At 75.2% G+C, this 14,554-nt stretch carries 14 protein-coding genes; 4 read left to right on the top strand and 10 right to left on the bottom strand.

The features are described from left to right. Positions 1 to 101 precede the first annotated feature (101 nt). Together AB0B41_RS20590 and AB0B41_RS20585 are read left to right on the top strand one after the other, a co-directional pair. Positions 102 to 863, top strand: coding sequence for a sulfite exporter TauE/SafE family protein (locus tag AB0B41_RS20590; protein WP_358205538.1), 762 nt, complete (start codon positions 102 to 104; stop codon positions 861 to 863). Continuing rightward, positions 863 to 2,098, top strand: a complete 1,236-nt coding sequence (locus AB0B41_RS20585; protein WP_358205535.1) for an ArsB/NhaD family transporter — start codon at positions 863 to 865, stop codon at positions 2,096 to 2,098. The genes AB0B41_RS20590 and AB0B41_RS20585 overlap by 1 nt, the downstream gene beginning before the upstream one ends. Here the strand turns inward: AB0B41_RS20585 and AB0B41_RS20580 are convergent. From AB0B41_RS20580 to cobC, 4 genes are read right to left on the bottom strand one after another with little or no spacing between them, the layout of a single operon-like run. Further along, positions 2,095 to 2,769, bottom strand: coding sequence for a histidine phosphatase family protein (locus AB0B41_RS20580; protein ID WP_358205533.1), 675 nt, complete (start codon positions 2,767 to 2,769; stop codon positions 2,095 to 2,097). The two genes, AB0B41_RS20585 and AB0B41_RS20580, sit on opposite strands and share 4 nt — an antisense overlap. Further along, on the bottom strand, positions 2,766 to 3,503 hold the full coding sequence (locus AB0B41_RS20575; protein WP_358205530.1) for a C4-type zinc ribbon domain-containing protein: 738 nt from the start codon (positions 3,501 to 3,503) through the stop codon (positions 2,766 to 2,768). The genes AB0B41_RS20580 and AB0B41_RS20575 overlap by 4 nt, the downstream gene beginning before the upstream one ends. Positions 3,504 to 3,528: 25 nt before the next feature. Continuing rightward, positions 3,529 to 4,683 (bottom strand): Nif3-like dinuclear metal center hexameric protein, encoded by a 1,155-nt coding sequence (locus AB0B41_RS20570; protein ID WP_358205528.1) that lies wholly within the window; start codon positions 4,681 to 4,683, stop codon positions 3,529 to 3,531. Beyond that, a complete protein-coding gene (gene cobC, locus AB0B41_RS20565; protein WP_358205526.1) occupies positions 4,680 to 5,798 on the bottom strand; it encodes an Rv2231c family pyridoxal phosphate-dependent protein CobC in 1,119 nt (372 codons plus the stop codon). Before cobC ends, AB0B41_RS20570 begins: the two co-directional genes overlap by 4 nt. Positions 5,799 to 5,822: 24 nt before the next feature. Between cobC and AB0B41_RS20560 the strand changes: the two genes are divergently transcribed. After that, complete coding sequence (locus AB0B41_RS20560) at positions 5,823 to 6,281, top strand: low molecular weight protein-tyrosine-phosphatase (protein WP_358205523.1); 459 nt, start codon at positions 5,823 to 5,825, stop codon at positions 6,279 to 6,281. Positions 6,282 to 6,358: 77 nt separating this feature from the next. Beyond that, positions 6,359 to 7,096, top strand: coding sequence for a fructosamine kinase family protein (locus tag AB0B41_RS20555; protein WP_358205623.1), 738 nt, complete (start codon positions 6,359 to 6,361; stop codon positions 7,094 to 7,096). 69 nt (positions 7,097 to 7,165) lie between these two features. Here the strand turns inward: AB0B41_RS20555 and AB0B41_RS20550 are convergent, their stop codons facing one another. From AB0B41_RS20550 to AB0B41_RS20525, 6 genes are all read right to left on the bottom strand, one after another. Further along, complete coding sequence (locus AB0B41_RS20550; RefSeq protein ID WP_358205522.1) at positions 7,166 to 8,104, bottom strand: GNAT family N-acetyltransferase; 939 nt, start codon at positions 8,102 to 8,104, stop codon at positions 7,166 to 7,168. A gap of 52 nt (positions 8,105 to 8,156) precedes the next feature. Next, positions 8,157 to 9,590, bottom strand: a complete 1,434-nt coding sequence (locus AB0B41_RS20545) for a wax ester/triacylglycerol synthase family O-acyltransferase (RefSeq protein WP_358205519.1) — start codon at positions 9,588 to 9,590, stop codon at positions 8,157 to 8,159. A 21-nt stretch (positions 9,591 to 9,611) separates the two neighbouring features. Then, the gene (locus AB0B41_RS20540) at positions 9,612 to 10,856 is read right to left on the bottom strand and encodes a class I SAM-dependent methyltransferase (protein WP_358205621.1); all 1,245 of its coding nucleotides are present in this window, start codon (positions 10,854 to 10,856) and stop codon (positions 9,612 to 9,614) included. Positions 10,857 to 10,858: 2 nt separating this feature from the next. Beyond that, on the bottom strand, positions 10,859 to 12,259 hold the full coding sequence (locus tag AB0B41_RS20535) for an FAD-binding oxidoreductase (protein WP_358205516.1): 1,401 nt from the start codon (positions 12,257 to 12,259) through the stop codon (positions 10,859 to 10,861). Between the two features lie 84 nt (positions 12,260 to 12,343). Continuing rightward, positions 12,344 to 13,324, bottom strand: coding sequence for an aldo/keto reductase (locus AB0B41_RS20530; RefSeq protein WP_358205514.1), 981 nt, complete (start codon positions 13,322 to 13,324; stop codon positions 12,344 to 12,346). A 42-nt stretch (positions 13,325 to 13,366) separates the two neighbouring features. Continuing rightward, positions 13,367 to 14,443 (bottom strand): alpha/beta hydrolase, encoded by a 1,077-nt coding sequence (locus tag AB0B41_RS20525; protein WP_358205512.1) that lies wholly within the window; start codon positions 14,441 to 14,443, stop codon positions 13,367 to 13,369. Positions 14,444 to 14,554 lie beyond the last annotated feature (111 nt).

Genomic DNA, 14,554 nt, shown 5'->3' with positions numbered 1-14,554 from the left:
ACCCCCGACCGTTGCGCCATGCAGTAGCTCGCACCTCCGGCACCCGGACGTTACGGACGACGGCCGAGCGGCCCGCCGACCGGCCGTCTACTGTTCCGGCCGTGGTGGGCGCGTCGCCGGGTCAGCTGGTCTTCCTCCTCGTCGCGGGGCTGGTGGCCGGCGCGATCAACGCCATCGCGGGCGGCGGCTCGCTGCTGGTCTTCCCCGCCCTGCTGGCGGTCGGGCTGAACCCACTGGCCGCCAACGTCACCAACTCGATCGCGCAGTGGCCGGGCTACGTCGGGATCGTCGTCGGCAACCGGCGGGAGCTGCGGGAGCAGCGTCGGCGCATCGTGCTGACCTGCATCATGGCGGCGCTCGGCTCGGTGGTCGGCTGCATCCTGCTGCTGGTCCTGCCCGGCTCGGTGTTCGACACCGTCGTGCCCGCGCTGGTCATCCTGGCCAGCATCGTCATGGCGCTCGGCCCGTACCTGAAACGCTGGATCGGCACCCCGGACCCCGACGCGCCGGACCGCACGGCGTGGCTGCTGCCCGCGGTGTTCCTCGCCGGCGTCTACGGCGGCTACTTCGGCGGGGCGCTCGGGGTCATCCTGATCTCCGTGCTGTCGCTGCTGGCCAACGACAGCCTGGTCCGGCTCAACGCGCTCAAGGGCCTGCTCTCGCTCGTGGCCGCGACGGTCACGGTGATCATCTTCGCGCTCCGCGCGCCGGTGGACTGGACCGCGGTCGCGATCCTGGCGCCCACCACGCTCGTCGGCGGCTATCTCGGCGCCCGGGTCGCCCGCCGGATGCCCGACGCCGTGCTGCGCTGGTTCGTGGTCGTGCTCGGGCTGGCCGTCGGCGTGTACCTGATCCTCACCTGATGGCGCTCGCCCTCGCGGTCGCGCTCCTCGCGATCGTGCTGGCCGTCGCGGTCCTGCGACCGCGCGGACTGCCGGAGGCCGCGGCGGCCGTCCCGGCGGCGGTCCTCGTCGTCGTGCTCGGGCTCCTGCCCCTCCCGGCGGCCGTCGCCGAGATCGGCGAGCTGGGCCCGACCGTCGGTTTCCTGGCCGCGATCCTGCTGCTCGGGCGGCTCGCCGACGCCGAGGGCGTGTTCGGCTGGCTCGGCGCCCGGCTCGCGGTGGCCGCCCGGGGCCGGGCGCCGCGGCTGTTCGGGCTGGTCTTCGCCGCGGCCACGGCGGTCACGGTGGTGCTGAGCCTCGACGCGACCGTCGTGCTGCTGACCCCGGTCGTCCTCGCGACCACGGCCCGGCTGCGGCTCCCCGCGCGCCCGCACGCCTACGCCTCGGTGCACCTCGCCAACGCCGGCTCGCTGCTGCTGCCCGTGTCGAACCTGACGAACCTGCTGGTGTTCGAGGCGTCGGGGCTGTCGTTCCTCGGCTTCGCCGGCCTGATGCTGCTGCCGTGGCTCGTCACGCTCGCGGTGGAGTACGGCGTGCTGCGCGGCTTCTTCCGCGGTGATCTCGGCGAGTCCGTCCCGGTGTCCGCGCGGCGCAACGGCGAGCGCACGCCCCGGTTCGCGCTCGTCGTCCTCGCCCTCACGCTGGCGGGGTTCGGCGCCTCGTCGACGGTGGGGGTGGAGCCGGTCTGGGTGGCGGCGGCCGGTGCCGTGGTGCTCGCGGTGCGGGCCGTCGTCCGCCGGGAGATCGGGGTCGCCGGCCTGGTCCGCGGGACGTCCCCGCTGTTCTGCGTGTTCGTGCTGGCGCTCGGCGTGGTGGTCGCCGCGGTCGCCACGCACGGGCTCGCCGGCTGGTTGGCCGGGATCCTGCCGGACGCGCCGACCCTGACCGGGCTGCTCGGCGTCGCGGCGGTGGCCGCGGTGCTGGCGAACGTGGTCAACAACCTGCCGGCGACGCTGGTGCTCATCGCCGCGCTGGGGCCGGCGCCGCACCCGGCACTGGTCCTCGCGCTGCTGCTCGGGGTGAACATCGGCCCGAACCTGACCTACGTGGGATCGTTGGCCACGCTGCTGTGGCGCCGGGTCCTGCCCCGCACGCCGAGCCTGCGCACGTTCACCGCCGTCGGCCTGCTGACCGTCCCCGTCGCGCTGACCGCGGCCACGGCAGCCCTCTGGGCGGTGTGGAGCCTGGTCGGTTAGGACGGGTCGCCGGGCACGTGGGACGTGTCGTTGACCAGCCGGACGGACGCCCCGCCGTCGGGGAAGAAGTCCGCGATGCAGAGCGACGCCAGGTCCAGGTGCAGCCGGTAGAGGATCGAGCTGCCGCTGGCCAGGGCCTCCTGCAGGATCAGCTTGATCGGCGTGACGTGGCTGACCACGACGACCGTGCGGCCGGGGAAGTCCGCGACGATCTTGGCGCGCTCGGCGGCGACCCGGACCCCGGCCTCGGCGAAGCTCTCGCCGCCGGGCGGGGCGACCTCCGTGCTGCCCAGCCAGCGCGCGAACACCTCCGGATCGCGCTCGCGGGCCTCGACGAAGGTCAGGCCCTCCCACTCGCCGAAGTCCGTCTCGATCAGCCCGTCGCGCACCTCGACCGGCAGCCCGGTGACCGCGGCGACGGCCTCGGCGGTCTGCCGCGCCCGCAGCAGCGGCGAGGTGAGGACGGCGTCGACGCCGCCGAGGGCGCCGATCCGCTCCGCCGCACCCGCGACCTGGGCCTCGCCCCGCGCGGTCAGGGCGGGATCGCCCAGGCCGGAGTAGCGCTTCTCCACGGACAGCGGCGTCTGGCCGTGCCGGAGCAGCAGCATGCGGGTCGGGGCACCCTTCTGCCCGGTCCACGCGGCGGAGCCCGAAGGGGTCGAGCCCGTCACAGCCCGGACTCCCCGGTCCGCACCAGGATCGCGCCGCACTCCTCGCAGTGGACCACGTCGTCGGCCGCCGCGGCCTTGACCCGCCCCAGGAAGGTGCGGTCCAGCTCGAGGCGGCAGGCGCCGCAGCGGCGCTCGCGCAGCAGCCCGGCCCCGGCCCGCCCCTGCTCGCGCCGCTTCTCGTAGACGGCGAGCAGGTCCTCGGGCAGGTCCGGGAGGATCGCCGCGCGGTCGCGGCGCCGGCCGCCCTCGCCCGCGTCGATGTCGGCGAGCGCGGTGTCCCGGCGCGCGGTCACGGCCTGCAGGTGCTCCTCGGCCTCGGCGAGCACGCGCCGGGAGTGGTCGAGGTTGCCGCCCAGGGCCTCGCGCTGCTCCATGACCTCCAGCTGCTCGTCCTCGAGGACGCCCTGGCGGCGCGCGAGGGTCTCGAGCTCGTGCTGCAGGTCGGCGGCCTGCCGGGCGCTCACCCCGGAGCCCGCGAGCACCGCCCGGTCCTTCTCGGTGCGCGCGCGCACGCCCTCGACGTCCCGCTCGAGCCGGCGGATGTCCCGGTCCAGGTCGCCCGCCGCGGTCTCGGCCTCGACCACGGCGTCCTTGCCCGCGCGGACGCGCGCCTCGGCCTCGGTCAGCTCCGCGTGCTCGGGCAGCGCCCGGCGGCGGTGCGCGAGCCGCGTGAGCTCCGCGTCGACCTCGGCCAGGTCCAGCAGCCGCCGCTGCGCGGCGGGATCGGCCTTCACGCCCCTCGTCCTCCTTCTCGGGTGGTCACGCGCCGAGGGTCCAGGGATCGGTCCGGAGCCGGGACACGCGGGTCTCGACGCTACCCCCCAGCGCCTTCTCGACGACGGCCGCCGCCTGCGCGCACCAGGGCCACTCCGAGGCCCAGTGCGCGACGTCGACCAGCGCCGGGGTCGGGCGGCCGGGCAGCGAGCCCGCCAGCAGGTGCTCCGACGCCGGGTGGTGACGCAGGTCCGCGGTCACGTAGGCGTCCACGCCGGCCGCGATCGCCGCGGACAGCGCCGAGTCGCCCGCGCCGCCGCACACCGCGACCCGCCGGACCGGACGGTCCGGGTCCCCGGCTGCGCGCACCCCCCACGCGGTCCGCGGCAGGGCGGCCGCGACCCGTTCGGTGAAGGCGGACAGCGGCTCCGGCTCCGGCAGCTCGCCCACCCGGCCGAGCCCGCGCGCCGACGGCAGTGCCGCCAGCTCGAACACGTCGAAGGCGGGCTCCTCGTACGGGTGCGCCGCGCGCAGCGCCTCGACCACCGCGCGCCGCCGGTGCCGCGGCAGGACCATCTCCAGCCGGGTCTCCGCGACCCGCTCCAGCTTCCCGACCTCGCCGATCGCCGGGTGGGCGCCGGCGTGCGGCAGGAACTGGCCGGTCCCGGCCGTGGCGAACGAGCAGTGGCTGTAGTCGCCGATCTCCCCCGCCCCCGCCGCGGACAGGGCCTCGTGCACGCTCCGCAGCGCCGGCCCGGTCGGGACGAACGCGACGATCTTGTCCAGCGGCTGGTCCGGCTGCGGCTGCAGCGGCGCCGCCACCCGCAGGCCCAGGGCCTCGGCGAGCGCGTCGGACACGCCGGGATCGGCGGAGTCGGCGTTGGTGTGGGCCGTGAACAGCCCGACGCCGCCGCGGATGAGCCTGTGCAGCAGCGCCCCCTTGGGCGTGTCGGCGCCGACCCCGTGCACCCCCCGCAGCAGCAGCGGATGGTGCGTGACGAGCAGCTGCGCGTCGGTGTCGAGGGCCTCCTCGACGGTCTCGGCCACGGCGTCGACGGCGAACAGCACGCGGCGCACCGGGTCGGCCGGGTCGCCGCAGACCAGGCCGACGGCGTCCCAGTCCTGGGCGAGACCGGGTGGGTAGGCGGCCTCGAGGGCCGCGGTGACATCGGCCAGCGATGCCGGAGGGTGCTCGCTCACGCCGCTACACCTACCAGGGCCGCGGCCAGTGCCTCGACCAGGAGCGCCACCCGCGCGGGCCCGCGCACCGCGACCCGCAGGTGGTCGGGCCCCAGCCCGGGGAAGGTGTCGCACCGGCGCACCGCGATCCCGCTGTGCCGCAACCGTTCCCGCACCTCCGCGCCGCGTCCCGCGGGCAGCCGCAGCAGCAGGTAGGGCGCCACGCCGGGCAGCACCTCGACGCCGGGCAGGTCGGCCAGGACGGCCGCCTGCGCCCGCCGCTGCTCCGCCAGCTCCTCGGCCACCCGCTCCGCCTCGGCGACGGCCGCGGGTTCGGAGCAGGCGATCACCGCCTCCAGCCCGAGGGTGCCGACCGGCCAGTGCGGCCGCGGGACGGCCAGCCGGGCGAGCAGGGCGGGGTCGCCGAGCGCGTACCCGGCCCGCAGGCCGGCGAGCGCCCAGGTCTTGGTCAGCGAGCGCATCACCAGCAGGCCCGGCAGCCGTTCCCCCGCGAGCGACTCCGGCTCCCCCGGCACGGCGTCGGCGAAGGCCTCGTCGACGACCAGCACCCGCCCCGGCCGGGCCAGGGCTCGCAGGTCGGCGGCCGGGTGCAGGACGCCGGTCGGGTTCGTCGGGTTCCCGACGACGACCAGGTCCGCCTCCTCCGGCACGGCGGCCGGGTCGAGCCGGTGCCCGTCCGCCTCGGCGGTGAGCACGTGGTCCACCGCGAGCCCCGCGCCGCGCAGGGCGGCCTCCGGCTCGGTGAACCCCGGGTGCACGACGACCGGCCGGCGCGGCGCCAGGCCCGGGAGCAGCGCGAACCCCTCCGCGCTGCCGGCCAGCACCAGCACCTCCTCGGGCGCCCGGCCGTGCCGCCGTGCGACGGCCTCGCGGGCGCGCCGGTCATGCCCGGTCGACGGGTAGCGGGCCAGGTCGTCGAGCGCCGCCGCGAGCCGGGCCCGCAGCCAGGCCGGCGGGGCGTCGCCCCGGACGTTGACGGCGAAGTCGACCAGCCCCGGCGTCGCCTCGGCGTCGCCGTGATGACGCAGCGTGTCGAGATCCGGACGCGCGGCGATGGCACGCGATCCGGACACAGTGGCCTTGATCTCCTCCGGCGGCTCCGGGACGCCCTCCATACCGGGGCACCCTACGGTGACGGGGTGCATGTCAGTTTCGTCTGTACCGGCAACATCTGCCGCTCCCCGATGGCGGAGAAGGTGTTCCGCGCCGCCCTGGACGAGGCCGGCCTCGCCGCCGGTGTGGCGGTGACCAGCGCGGGGACGGGCGGCTGGCACGTCGGCGAGCCCATGGACCCGCGGGCGGCCGAGGTCCTGCAGCGCCACGGATACGACACCGCCCACACGGCCCGCCAGATCGACTCGCACGTGCTCTCCGCGGACGTCCTCGTCGCCCTCGACCACGGCCACCGCCGCGCCCTGCGGGACTCCGTGCCCGAGCCGGACCGGGTCGTGATGCTCCGCTCCTTCGACGCCGAGTCCACGGACGACGCCGAGGTCCCCGACCCCTACTACGGCGGCCCGGACGGCTTCGACGAGGTCCTGCGCATGATCGAGGCCGCCGTGCCGGGCCTGCTGGAGCGGGTCCGCAAGGAGCTCTGACCCGCGTGACCGGCGCGCTCGCGGAGGTCGGGCTGGACCCGGGCGCCCTGCGGGGCGGCGGGGTCCGCCGGGCGACCCTGCCCGACGGGCGGGCCGCCGTCGTCAAGCGGGATCCGTCCGTGCCGGCCGAGGCCGCGGGCCTGCGGTGGCTGGCCGTGCCCGGTGGTCCGCCCGTGCCCGAGGTGTACGCGGCCGACGAGGAGTGGCTGATCAGCCAGGAGGTGCCGGCCGGGAGCCCCACCTCGACCGCCGCCGAGGACCTGGGCCGCCGGCTCGCCGCGCTGCACGAGGCCGGCGCCCGCGCCTTCGGCGCTGCCCCGCCCGGCGGCCCCGCCGACGCCTGGATCGGCGCCACGGGGATGCGCAACGAGCCCGCCGACTCCTGGCCCGAGTGGTACGCCGAGCACCGGGTCCTCGCCTACGTCCGGCGCGCCGATCTGCCGGACACCGCGGTGTTCGACGAGGTGTGCGCCCGGCTGCCGGAGCTCGCCGGGCCGGCCGAGCCGCCCGCACGGCTGCACGGCGATCTCTGGTCGGGCAACGTCCTGTGGTCGGCCGACGGCGCCTGGCTCATCGACCCGGCGGCGCACGGAGGCCACCGCGAGACCGACCTCGCCATGCTGGCGCTGTTCGGCCTGCCGCACCTCGACCGCGTGCTGGCGGCCTACGACGAGGTCGCTCCGCTGGCCGAGGGCTGGCGTTCACGGGTGCCGCTGCACCAGCTGTTCCCGCTGCTCGTGCACACCGTGCTGTTCGGCGGCGGCTACCCGAGCCAGGCGATGGCGGCCGCGCACGCCGCTCTCCGCGCCGCCTGAGATGTCGCAGTACGGAACCATGATGCGATCACGGCCCGAAGAATCGCGTTGTGGAACGCTACTGCGGCCTCAGCGCCAGTCGTCGATCACGAACACGTCGTCCCGGTCGTAGCCGGCGTCGTTGGGTGCGTGCATCGTGACGCCCGGGACGTCCGTGACGAACTCCCGCGCGACGAGGTGCCGGTAGGCCCGGTGCCGGGCGGTGTTGACCCCCACCACGAGCCGCTCCACGCCGAGCACCGCGGCGTGGGCCAGGCAGGCGTCGACGAGTGCGGCGAAGTCCGCCTCGGCGCCCGGCCGGACCAGGCCGACCTTCACGTACGCCACGCCGGAGCCCGCCTCGGATCCCGCGCCGTCGTGCACCACGGCCACGCCGGTGGGCGCCGCGGCCGGCCCGGCCAGCACGACCTCGCCGATCTTCTGGTCGAGCACGCTCGCGATCTCGCCCGCGATGTCGAGTCCCGGGTACACCGCGCCGGCGAGCCGCCCCGCCGCGGCCGTGAGCTCCTCCCGGCTCCGGGCGGACCCCGGCGCCCACTCCACGGCCGGCGGCGCGGCGGGCACCGGCCGGGACATCAGCGCGGTCAGGAACCGCGGCCAGTACCCGAAGCGCTGGTAGAGCCGGTGGTGGCGGGGGCTGTGGGCGAAGGTGAAGAGCCCGCGGCGGACCACTCCCCACTCCCGCAGCACGCCGTCGGCCGCGGCGAAGAGCTGCGACCCGATGCCGCGGTCCCACCACTCCGGCTCCACGGACAGCGGCCCCACGAACCCGACGCTCCCCCAGCGCGTGGCGAACGCCGACCCGACGAGCCGGGTGCCGGCGAAGGCGCCCAGGGCCGCCGTGTTCGGCGCGGCCCAGCGGGTGCGGACGAGCTCGGCGTCCCGCTGGTCGTCGCCCCCGACGAGGGCGGCGAAGGCCCGGCGTTGGATCCGGTCGGCGGCGTCGAGGTCCGGTTCGCGCAGCGCCCGGATCTCGCACTCCGCCCGGCGGCGCGTGTGGGGACCCATGCGCGAACGATGCACGCGCACCTGGCCCGCGGGAAGGCCTGCGGTGGACCGTTCAGCCGGACGTGCGCTCCGCCTCGGCAGCCGGTGCCTCCTTGAGCTCGGCGAGCGAGTCGTCGATCGCGGCGGCGAGGGTGTCGACGTCCGGGAGGGCGTCGCGGTCCGCGTTGAGCCCGTAGCAGACGGTGCCGTCGTACGAGGTCACGCCGACGGCGACGGCCTGGCCGTGGGCCAGCGGGACCACCGGGAACACGTCCCGCATCCGCGCGCCCATGGCGTACAGCGGCCGCGGCGGGCCGGGCACGTGCGTGACGACGACGTTGAACAGCCGGGAGGAGAGCCGGGAGGACAGCCGCGCGCCCATCTGGTGCACGGTGGGTGTGGTCAGCCCGGCGAGCCCGACCACGGCGGTGGTGCCCGCCGACCGGCCGAACCGCTTGCGCGCCTCCATCTGCACGGCGATCGACCGCAGCCGCTCGACGGGGTCGTCGATGCCCACCGGCAGCTCCACGAACACCGCGGAGATCTGGTTGCCGGAGGTCGCGGCACCGGAGCGGCCGCGCATGCTCACCGGCACCATCGCCCGCACGACCGTGTCGGCGAAGATCGGCTCGCCGCGGCTGATCAGCCAGCGCCGCAACGCCCCCGTCACCACGGCGAGCACCACGTCGTTGACCGAGCCGCCGCCCGCGCCGTGCCGCCGCCGGATCACCCGGTGATCGAACAGCAAGGTCTTGGCCATCCCGAAGCGGCGCTGCTCGCCGATCGGCGCGTTGAGGGCGCCGACGGGCCGGCCGCGGCGGGCGGTGCGCACGGCGTCGGCCAGCCCGCCGAGGGAGCGCCGGACGGACGACGCGGCCTGCCGCAGGTCCGCGGCCGAGCGCGCGACGGCGTCGACGGCGCTGCGCGGGCGCAGCATGTTCTCCACCACCGCCGACGCCGCCAGCTCCAGGCCGCTCGGCTCGCGGGCGGGCCGCCAGTCGTCCGGGTCGACCTCGCGGGGCTTCGGCGTGGTGTCGAGGAGGACGGCGCCGATGTCCATCGAGGCCAGCCCGTCGACCATCGCGTGGTGGGTCTTCGTGACGACCGCGAGCCGGTGCCCCTCGAACCCCTCGACCAGGTAGATCTCCCACAGCGGGCGCGACCGGTCGAGCTGGCGGGACAGCAGCCGCCCGACCAGCTCGCGCAGCGCCACGTCCGACCCCGGCGCGGGCAGCGCCGAGCGACGGACGTGGTAGCTGAGGTCGAACTCCGGGTCGTCGACCCAGACCGGCAGGCCCAGCCGCCCCGGCACCTCGCGCACCTTCTGCCGGTAGCGCGGCACCAGGGCGAGCCGGTCGCCGATGAGCCGGACGAAGGCGTCGACGTCGAAGGGCTCGTCCTCGTCCGACCCCGTCTCGAAGGTCATCACCCCGCCGACGGTCATCGCCGTCGTGCGCTCCTCCATGAACAGGAACGAGGCGTCCAGGGGGGTCAGGCGCTCGGGCACGGGGAAAACCCTAGTGCGCGCTCACCACACGCCCTCGGCGCGCCAGCCCCGCAGCGGCATGCCCGACGCGCCGTGCTCGCCCAGCCTCACGCCCAGCATCTGGTGCAGCTGGATGTTGTCGAGCTCGAAGCCGAGCCGGCACGCGGCCATGTACAGCCGCCACACGCGGGCCCGGCCGATCCCGACCTCGGCGACGGCCTCGTCCCAGTGCTCCTCGAGGTTGGCGCCCCAGTCCCGCAGGGTCAGCGCGTAGTGCTCGCGCAGGTTCTCCTCGTGCCGGATCTCGAAGCCGGCGTCGTTCATCTCGGTCATCAGCAGGCCGGGCGACTCGAGCTGCCCGTCCGGGAAGACGTACCGGCCGATGAACGGGTCGACCTTGCGCTTGTTCACGGTGTGCGGCTGTGTGATGCAGTGGTTGAGCAGCCGGCCCTCCGGGCGCAGCTTCCCGTACAGGAACCGGAAGTAGGAGCCGAGCTGCTTCTTGCCGATGTGCTCGGTGAGCCCGATCGAGCTGACCGCGTCGAACCCGGTCTCGGGGACGTCCCGGTAGTCCAGGTGCCGGACCTCGGCGAACTCCTCCAGGCCCTCGCGCCGGATCGCCTCCTGCGCCCACGACGCCTGCTCCCGGGACAGCGTCACGCCGAGCGCCTTCACGCCCAGCCGCGCCGCGTGCCGCACCATCCCGCCCCAGCCGCAGCCGACGTCGAGCAGCCGCATGCCCGGCTCCAGTGCGAGCTTGCGGGCGACGAGGTCGTACTTGGTCTCCTGCGCCTCCTCGAGCGTCGCGTCGGGACGCGGGTAGGCGGCACAGGTGTAGGTCATCGACGGCCCGAGCACCCACTCGTAGAAGCGGTTCGAGACGTCGTAGTGGTGCGAGATCGCCTGGCTGTCCCGGAACTTCGAGTGCAGCCGCCCGCGCGGCCGCGCCTCGAGCTCGGGCGGCGCCGGGCGGTACTTCAGCCACACCGGACCGACGGTCGCGAGCAGCTTCGCGAAGTCCGCCTTGGAGACCCCGTGGAGGGTCACGTCGGACAGTGCGGCCAGGGCGGCGTAGAGGTCGCCCTCCACCTCGATCTCCCCGGTGACGTACGCCCGCGCCAGCCCGAGCGTGCCCGGCGCCGACGCCAGCCGGGCCAGCGCCCGCGGCGACTCGATCCGCAGCGCCACCTCGGCGTCGTCCGGACCGGACTTGCTGCCGTCGTAGGCGATCAGCCGGATGGCCGCGTCCGCCCCGATGACGTGCCCGAACACCTCCGCGACCCGCATGCTCATGCTCCCCCTCCGACCTTCGTGTACAGATCCGGTACCCGCCCCGCGGGGTCGTATCGCTCCTTCACGGCCCGGTACGCCGCTCCGTTGTAGCGCTCCCAGAACTCCGTCTCGCCGTAGTGGACGGTCGAGTAGAGACTCTTGTGGCCGTCCAGGTCGGCCACGAGCTTCTCGACGAAGCGGTTGTGCTCCTCGCGGTCCGCCCCCACCGGCACGGACGACCAGAAGCCCACGTTCACGTACGGCGTGTGCGGCTCCATCGGGTAGAGCGGCCAGGTGCGCTCCCCGCGCAGCTGCAGCGGGCAGAGCCACACCGGCGCGATCCCGACGTGGGAGTGGAAGGCCGCGAGGAACTCGGGCAGCCGGGGCGTCGGGATCTCGACGTCCTGGATCACCATCTCCTCCTCGGGCCGGCCGAGGGCGCGCCGCACGGTGTTCGACGCCTGGTACCGCTGGTCGAGCGCGACCAGCCGGCGGTAGACGTCGGACCGGCGGTACCGCTTCGGCCACACCCGGCGCAAGGCGGGGACCTGCACGCCGAAGGCGCGCGAGCACCAGAACCAGTCGGTGTCCCAGCGCCACAGGTAGTCGTGGACGGTGAGGTGGTCGACGGGCCGGCGCTGCAGCGACCGGTAGAACACGTCCATGCCGGTGTAGTCGGAGACCTGGGCGCCCGGCGTGGGGGCGTCGACGAACCGGCCGACGCTCACGTAGTGCTCGTCCGCGGAGAACACCGTGCCGTCGACGAAGTCCGCGGGCCCGTCCGGCCGGGCGAACTCCGCCAGCGCGGCCGTGGCCTCCTCCGCGGTGCGGAAGCGATGGTGGGTGAGCTTGACGTAGGGCTTGACCGGCAGCAGCTCGATGCGCAGCCGCAGGGCGTAGCCGAGCGTGCCGTAGGAGTTGGCGAAGGCCGAGAAGAGATCGGCGTGCTCGTTGTCCGGTGCGGCCGTGACCAGCTCCCCGCCCGGCGTGAGGACGTCCATCTCCAGGACGGACTCGTGCGGCAGCCCGTGCCGGAAGGAGGTCGACTCGATGCCGAGCCCGGTGACGGCGCCGCCGAGGGTGATGGTCTTGAGCTGGGGCACGACCAGCGGCATCAGCCCGTGCGGCAGGGTCGCCGCGACCAGGTCCTCGTAGGTGCACATGCCCTGGACGTCCGCTGTGCGGGCCGCCCGGTCCACCTCGATCACCCCGGCGAGGCCGGAGGTGTCGAGCAGCACCGACCCCGCGGTGTGCGCGCCGAACCGGAACAGGTTCGACGTCCGTTTGCCGAGCCGCACCGGGGTGCCGGCCGGCACCGCGCGGTAGGCGTGGACGAGCTCCTCGACCGTGACGTCGTGCCGCCGCCGTGCCTCCGAACGCGCCGCCGGAACCGCCCCCACCCGCTCGATCGTGCCCACCCGGCCACGCTAACGCCGCAGAGGCGCCTCCGTCAGGGGTACTGCGTCACTCACCTGCGCGGGAAGCGCGGCGAAACGGACACCTCACCCGCGCCGGCGGGACGCGACGAGCTTCGGGATCGCCGGGAACCCCGTGATCGGCTGGTAGGCCTCGGCCGCGGCGGTGAGCCCCGCGTACTCCTCGTCGCTCAGCCGGATCTCCGCGGCCGCGACGTTGCTCTCCACCTGCGCAACGCTCGACGCCCCGGGGATCGCGACGACGTTCGGCGGGTGCACCACCCACGCCAGGGCGATCTGCGACGGCGTGGCGTCGTGCGCCGAGGCGACGTCCCGTAGGGTGTCGAGCAGCGGCTTGGCGGCGTCGAGGTTCTCCGGCAGGAACATCGCGTTGGCCGCGCGGACGCCGTTGGTCGGGCGGTGGTCGCGGTCGTACCGACCGGACAGCAGGCCCTGCGCCAGCGGGCTGTAGGCGATCACCAGGTGCCCGGTGCGCTGGGCCCACGGCAGCATCTCGGCCAGCGGTGCGCGCTGCACCAGGCTGAACTGCACCTGGTTGGAGAGGACCTTCGACCCGAACCGCGCCTCCGCGGACTTCCAGCGGGCGAGCTTGTAGTTGGACACCCCGACGTCCCGGACCACCCCCACGTCCCGCAGCGCCTGCATCCCGCGCATCGTGGTGCCGTCGCTGACCAGCGGGTTCGGCTGGTGCACCTGGTAGAGGTCGAGGGTCTTCACCCCCAGCCGCTGCGCGCTCGCCACTCCCCGCTGCTGCACCACCGCCGCGGTCGGCAGCACCGGGAAGATCTTGGTGGCGACCACCAGGTCGTCCGTCCCACCGGTCTCGGCGAGGGCCTTGCCGAGGATCCGCTCGGAGCGCCCGAACCCGTACACCTCGGCGGTGTCGAACACGGTGACGCCCAGCTCGCGGGCCCGAGTGACGATCCGGCCCGCCTCCGTCTCGTCGTACCCGCCGCCGTAGCCCCACTCCTTCGAGCCGAACTGCCAGGTCCCGAGCCCGATCACCGAGTACGGTTTGTCCGTTCCCACGTTCTCCACATGGCGCATGGACCCAGTGTGCCCACCCGGCGGCCGCCCGCCGGTGATCACTCAGTGCGCACTCAGGAACGCGTCCAGCGCGGGCCAGGTGGTGGTGCGCGCCCTGCGCCCGGTGAGGACGCCGAGATGGCCGCCCGGCGCGGTCTCGAACCGCACCTCGGGGGCGCCGGACAGCAGCGGGACCGCCCGCCGGACGGCCCGCAGCGGGGCGATGACGTCGTCCCGCCCGCCGACGGCCAGGACGGGCACCTTCACCGACGACAGCGAGACCTCCCGCCCGGCCAGCTGCAGGCTGCCGCCGGCGAGGTCGTTGCTGCGCAGGACGAGGTGGAACAGCTGCCCGAACACCCGGCCCGGGTAGCCGTGCATGTTGGCCATCATGTGGTCGACGGCCTCGATCTGGGCGAGCGTGTCCCGGTCGTCGAGCCGGGACAGGATCGCCAGCGGCCGGGTGACCATCTTGTCCACCGTGGTCAGCTGGAACACCGTGCTCACCAACGGCGCCGGCCAGCTGCCCACCGCGCGGTAGAGCGCCGACACCGCGCGGCCGCCGGCCACCTCCGCCAGCGGGCGCAGGGGTGCGACCAGGGGCACCGCGGTGACGTCGACGGGGCTGCCGATCGCGGCGACGGCGCGGACCGGCAACGGCTCCCCCGCCTCCTCGGCCGCGGCCAGCGCGAGCAGGCAGAACAGCCCGCCGAGGGACCACCCGACGAGGGACACCGGCCCGTCCGTGAGCTCGGCGACGCGCCGGACGGTCCGCGGCACCACGTCGTCGACCCAGTGCTCGATGCCCAGCCTGCGGTGCCCGAACGCGATCGGACCGTAGTCCACGAGGAACACCGGCCGGCCCTCGCCCAGCAGGTGCTCGACGAGCGAGCAGCCCCGGCGCAGGTCGTAGGCGAAGTCCGGGGCCCCGAGGGGCGGGACGAGCAACACGGCGGGCCCCGACTGCGCCACGCCGGGCAGCGGGTCGTAGCGGTACAGCGTCCCGCCGGGGTCCCGGGCGACCTCGGTGCGCGGCATGCGGCGCAGGTCGGCGACACCGCCGGCGACCGTCCGGTCCCAGGCGTTGGCCGCGGCGGCCCCCAGGCGGGAGCCGAGCACGTCGGACAGCGCACGGAGCACGGCGGCAGCCTACGGCCCGGGCGGGGGGGCGCCGGCCCCCGGGGGTTCCGACGGGGTTTGTTGTAAAGCCCCCAGGAGGCCGGCAAATTAGACCCCGCGCCCCTCGCCGTC

Origin of the sequence: Pseudonocardia sp. NPDC049154 (genome assembly GCF_040648315.1) — a bacterium.
Classification (GTDB): Bacteria; Actinomycetota; Actinomycetes; order Mycobacteriales; family Pseudonocardiaceae; genus Pseudonocardia.
Note: the sequence above shows the minus strand (reverse complement) of the source record. Positions and strands in the feature narration are given on the sequence as shown.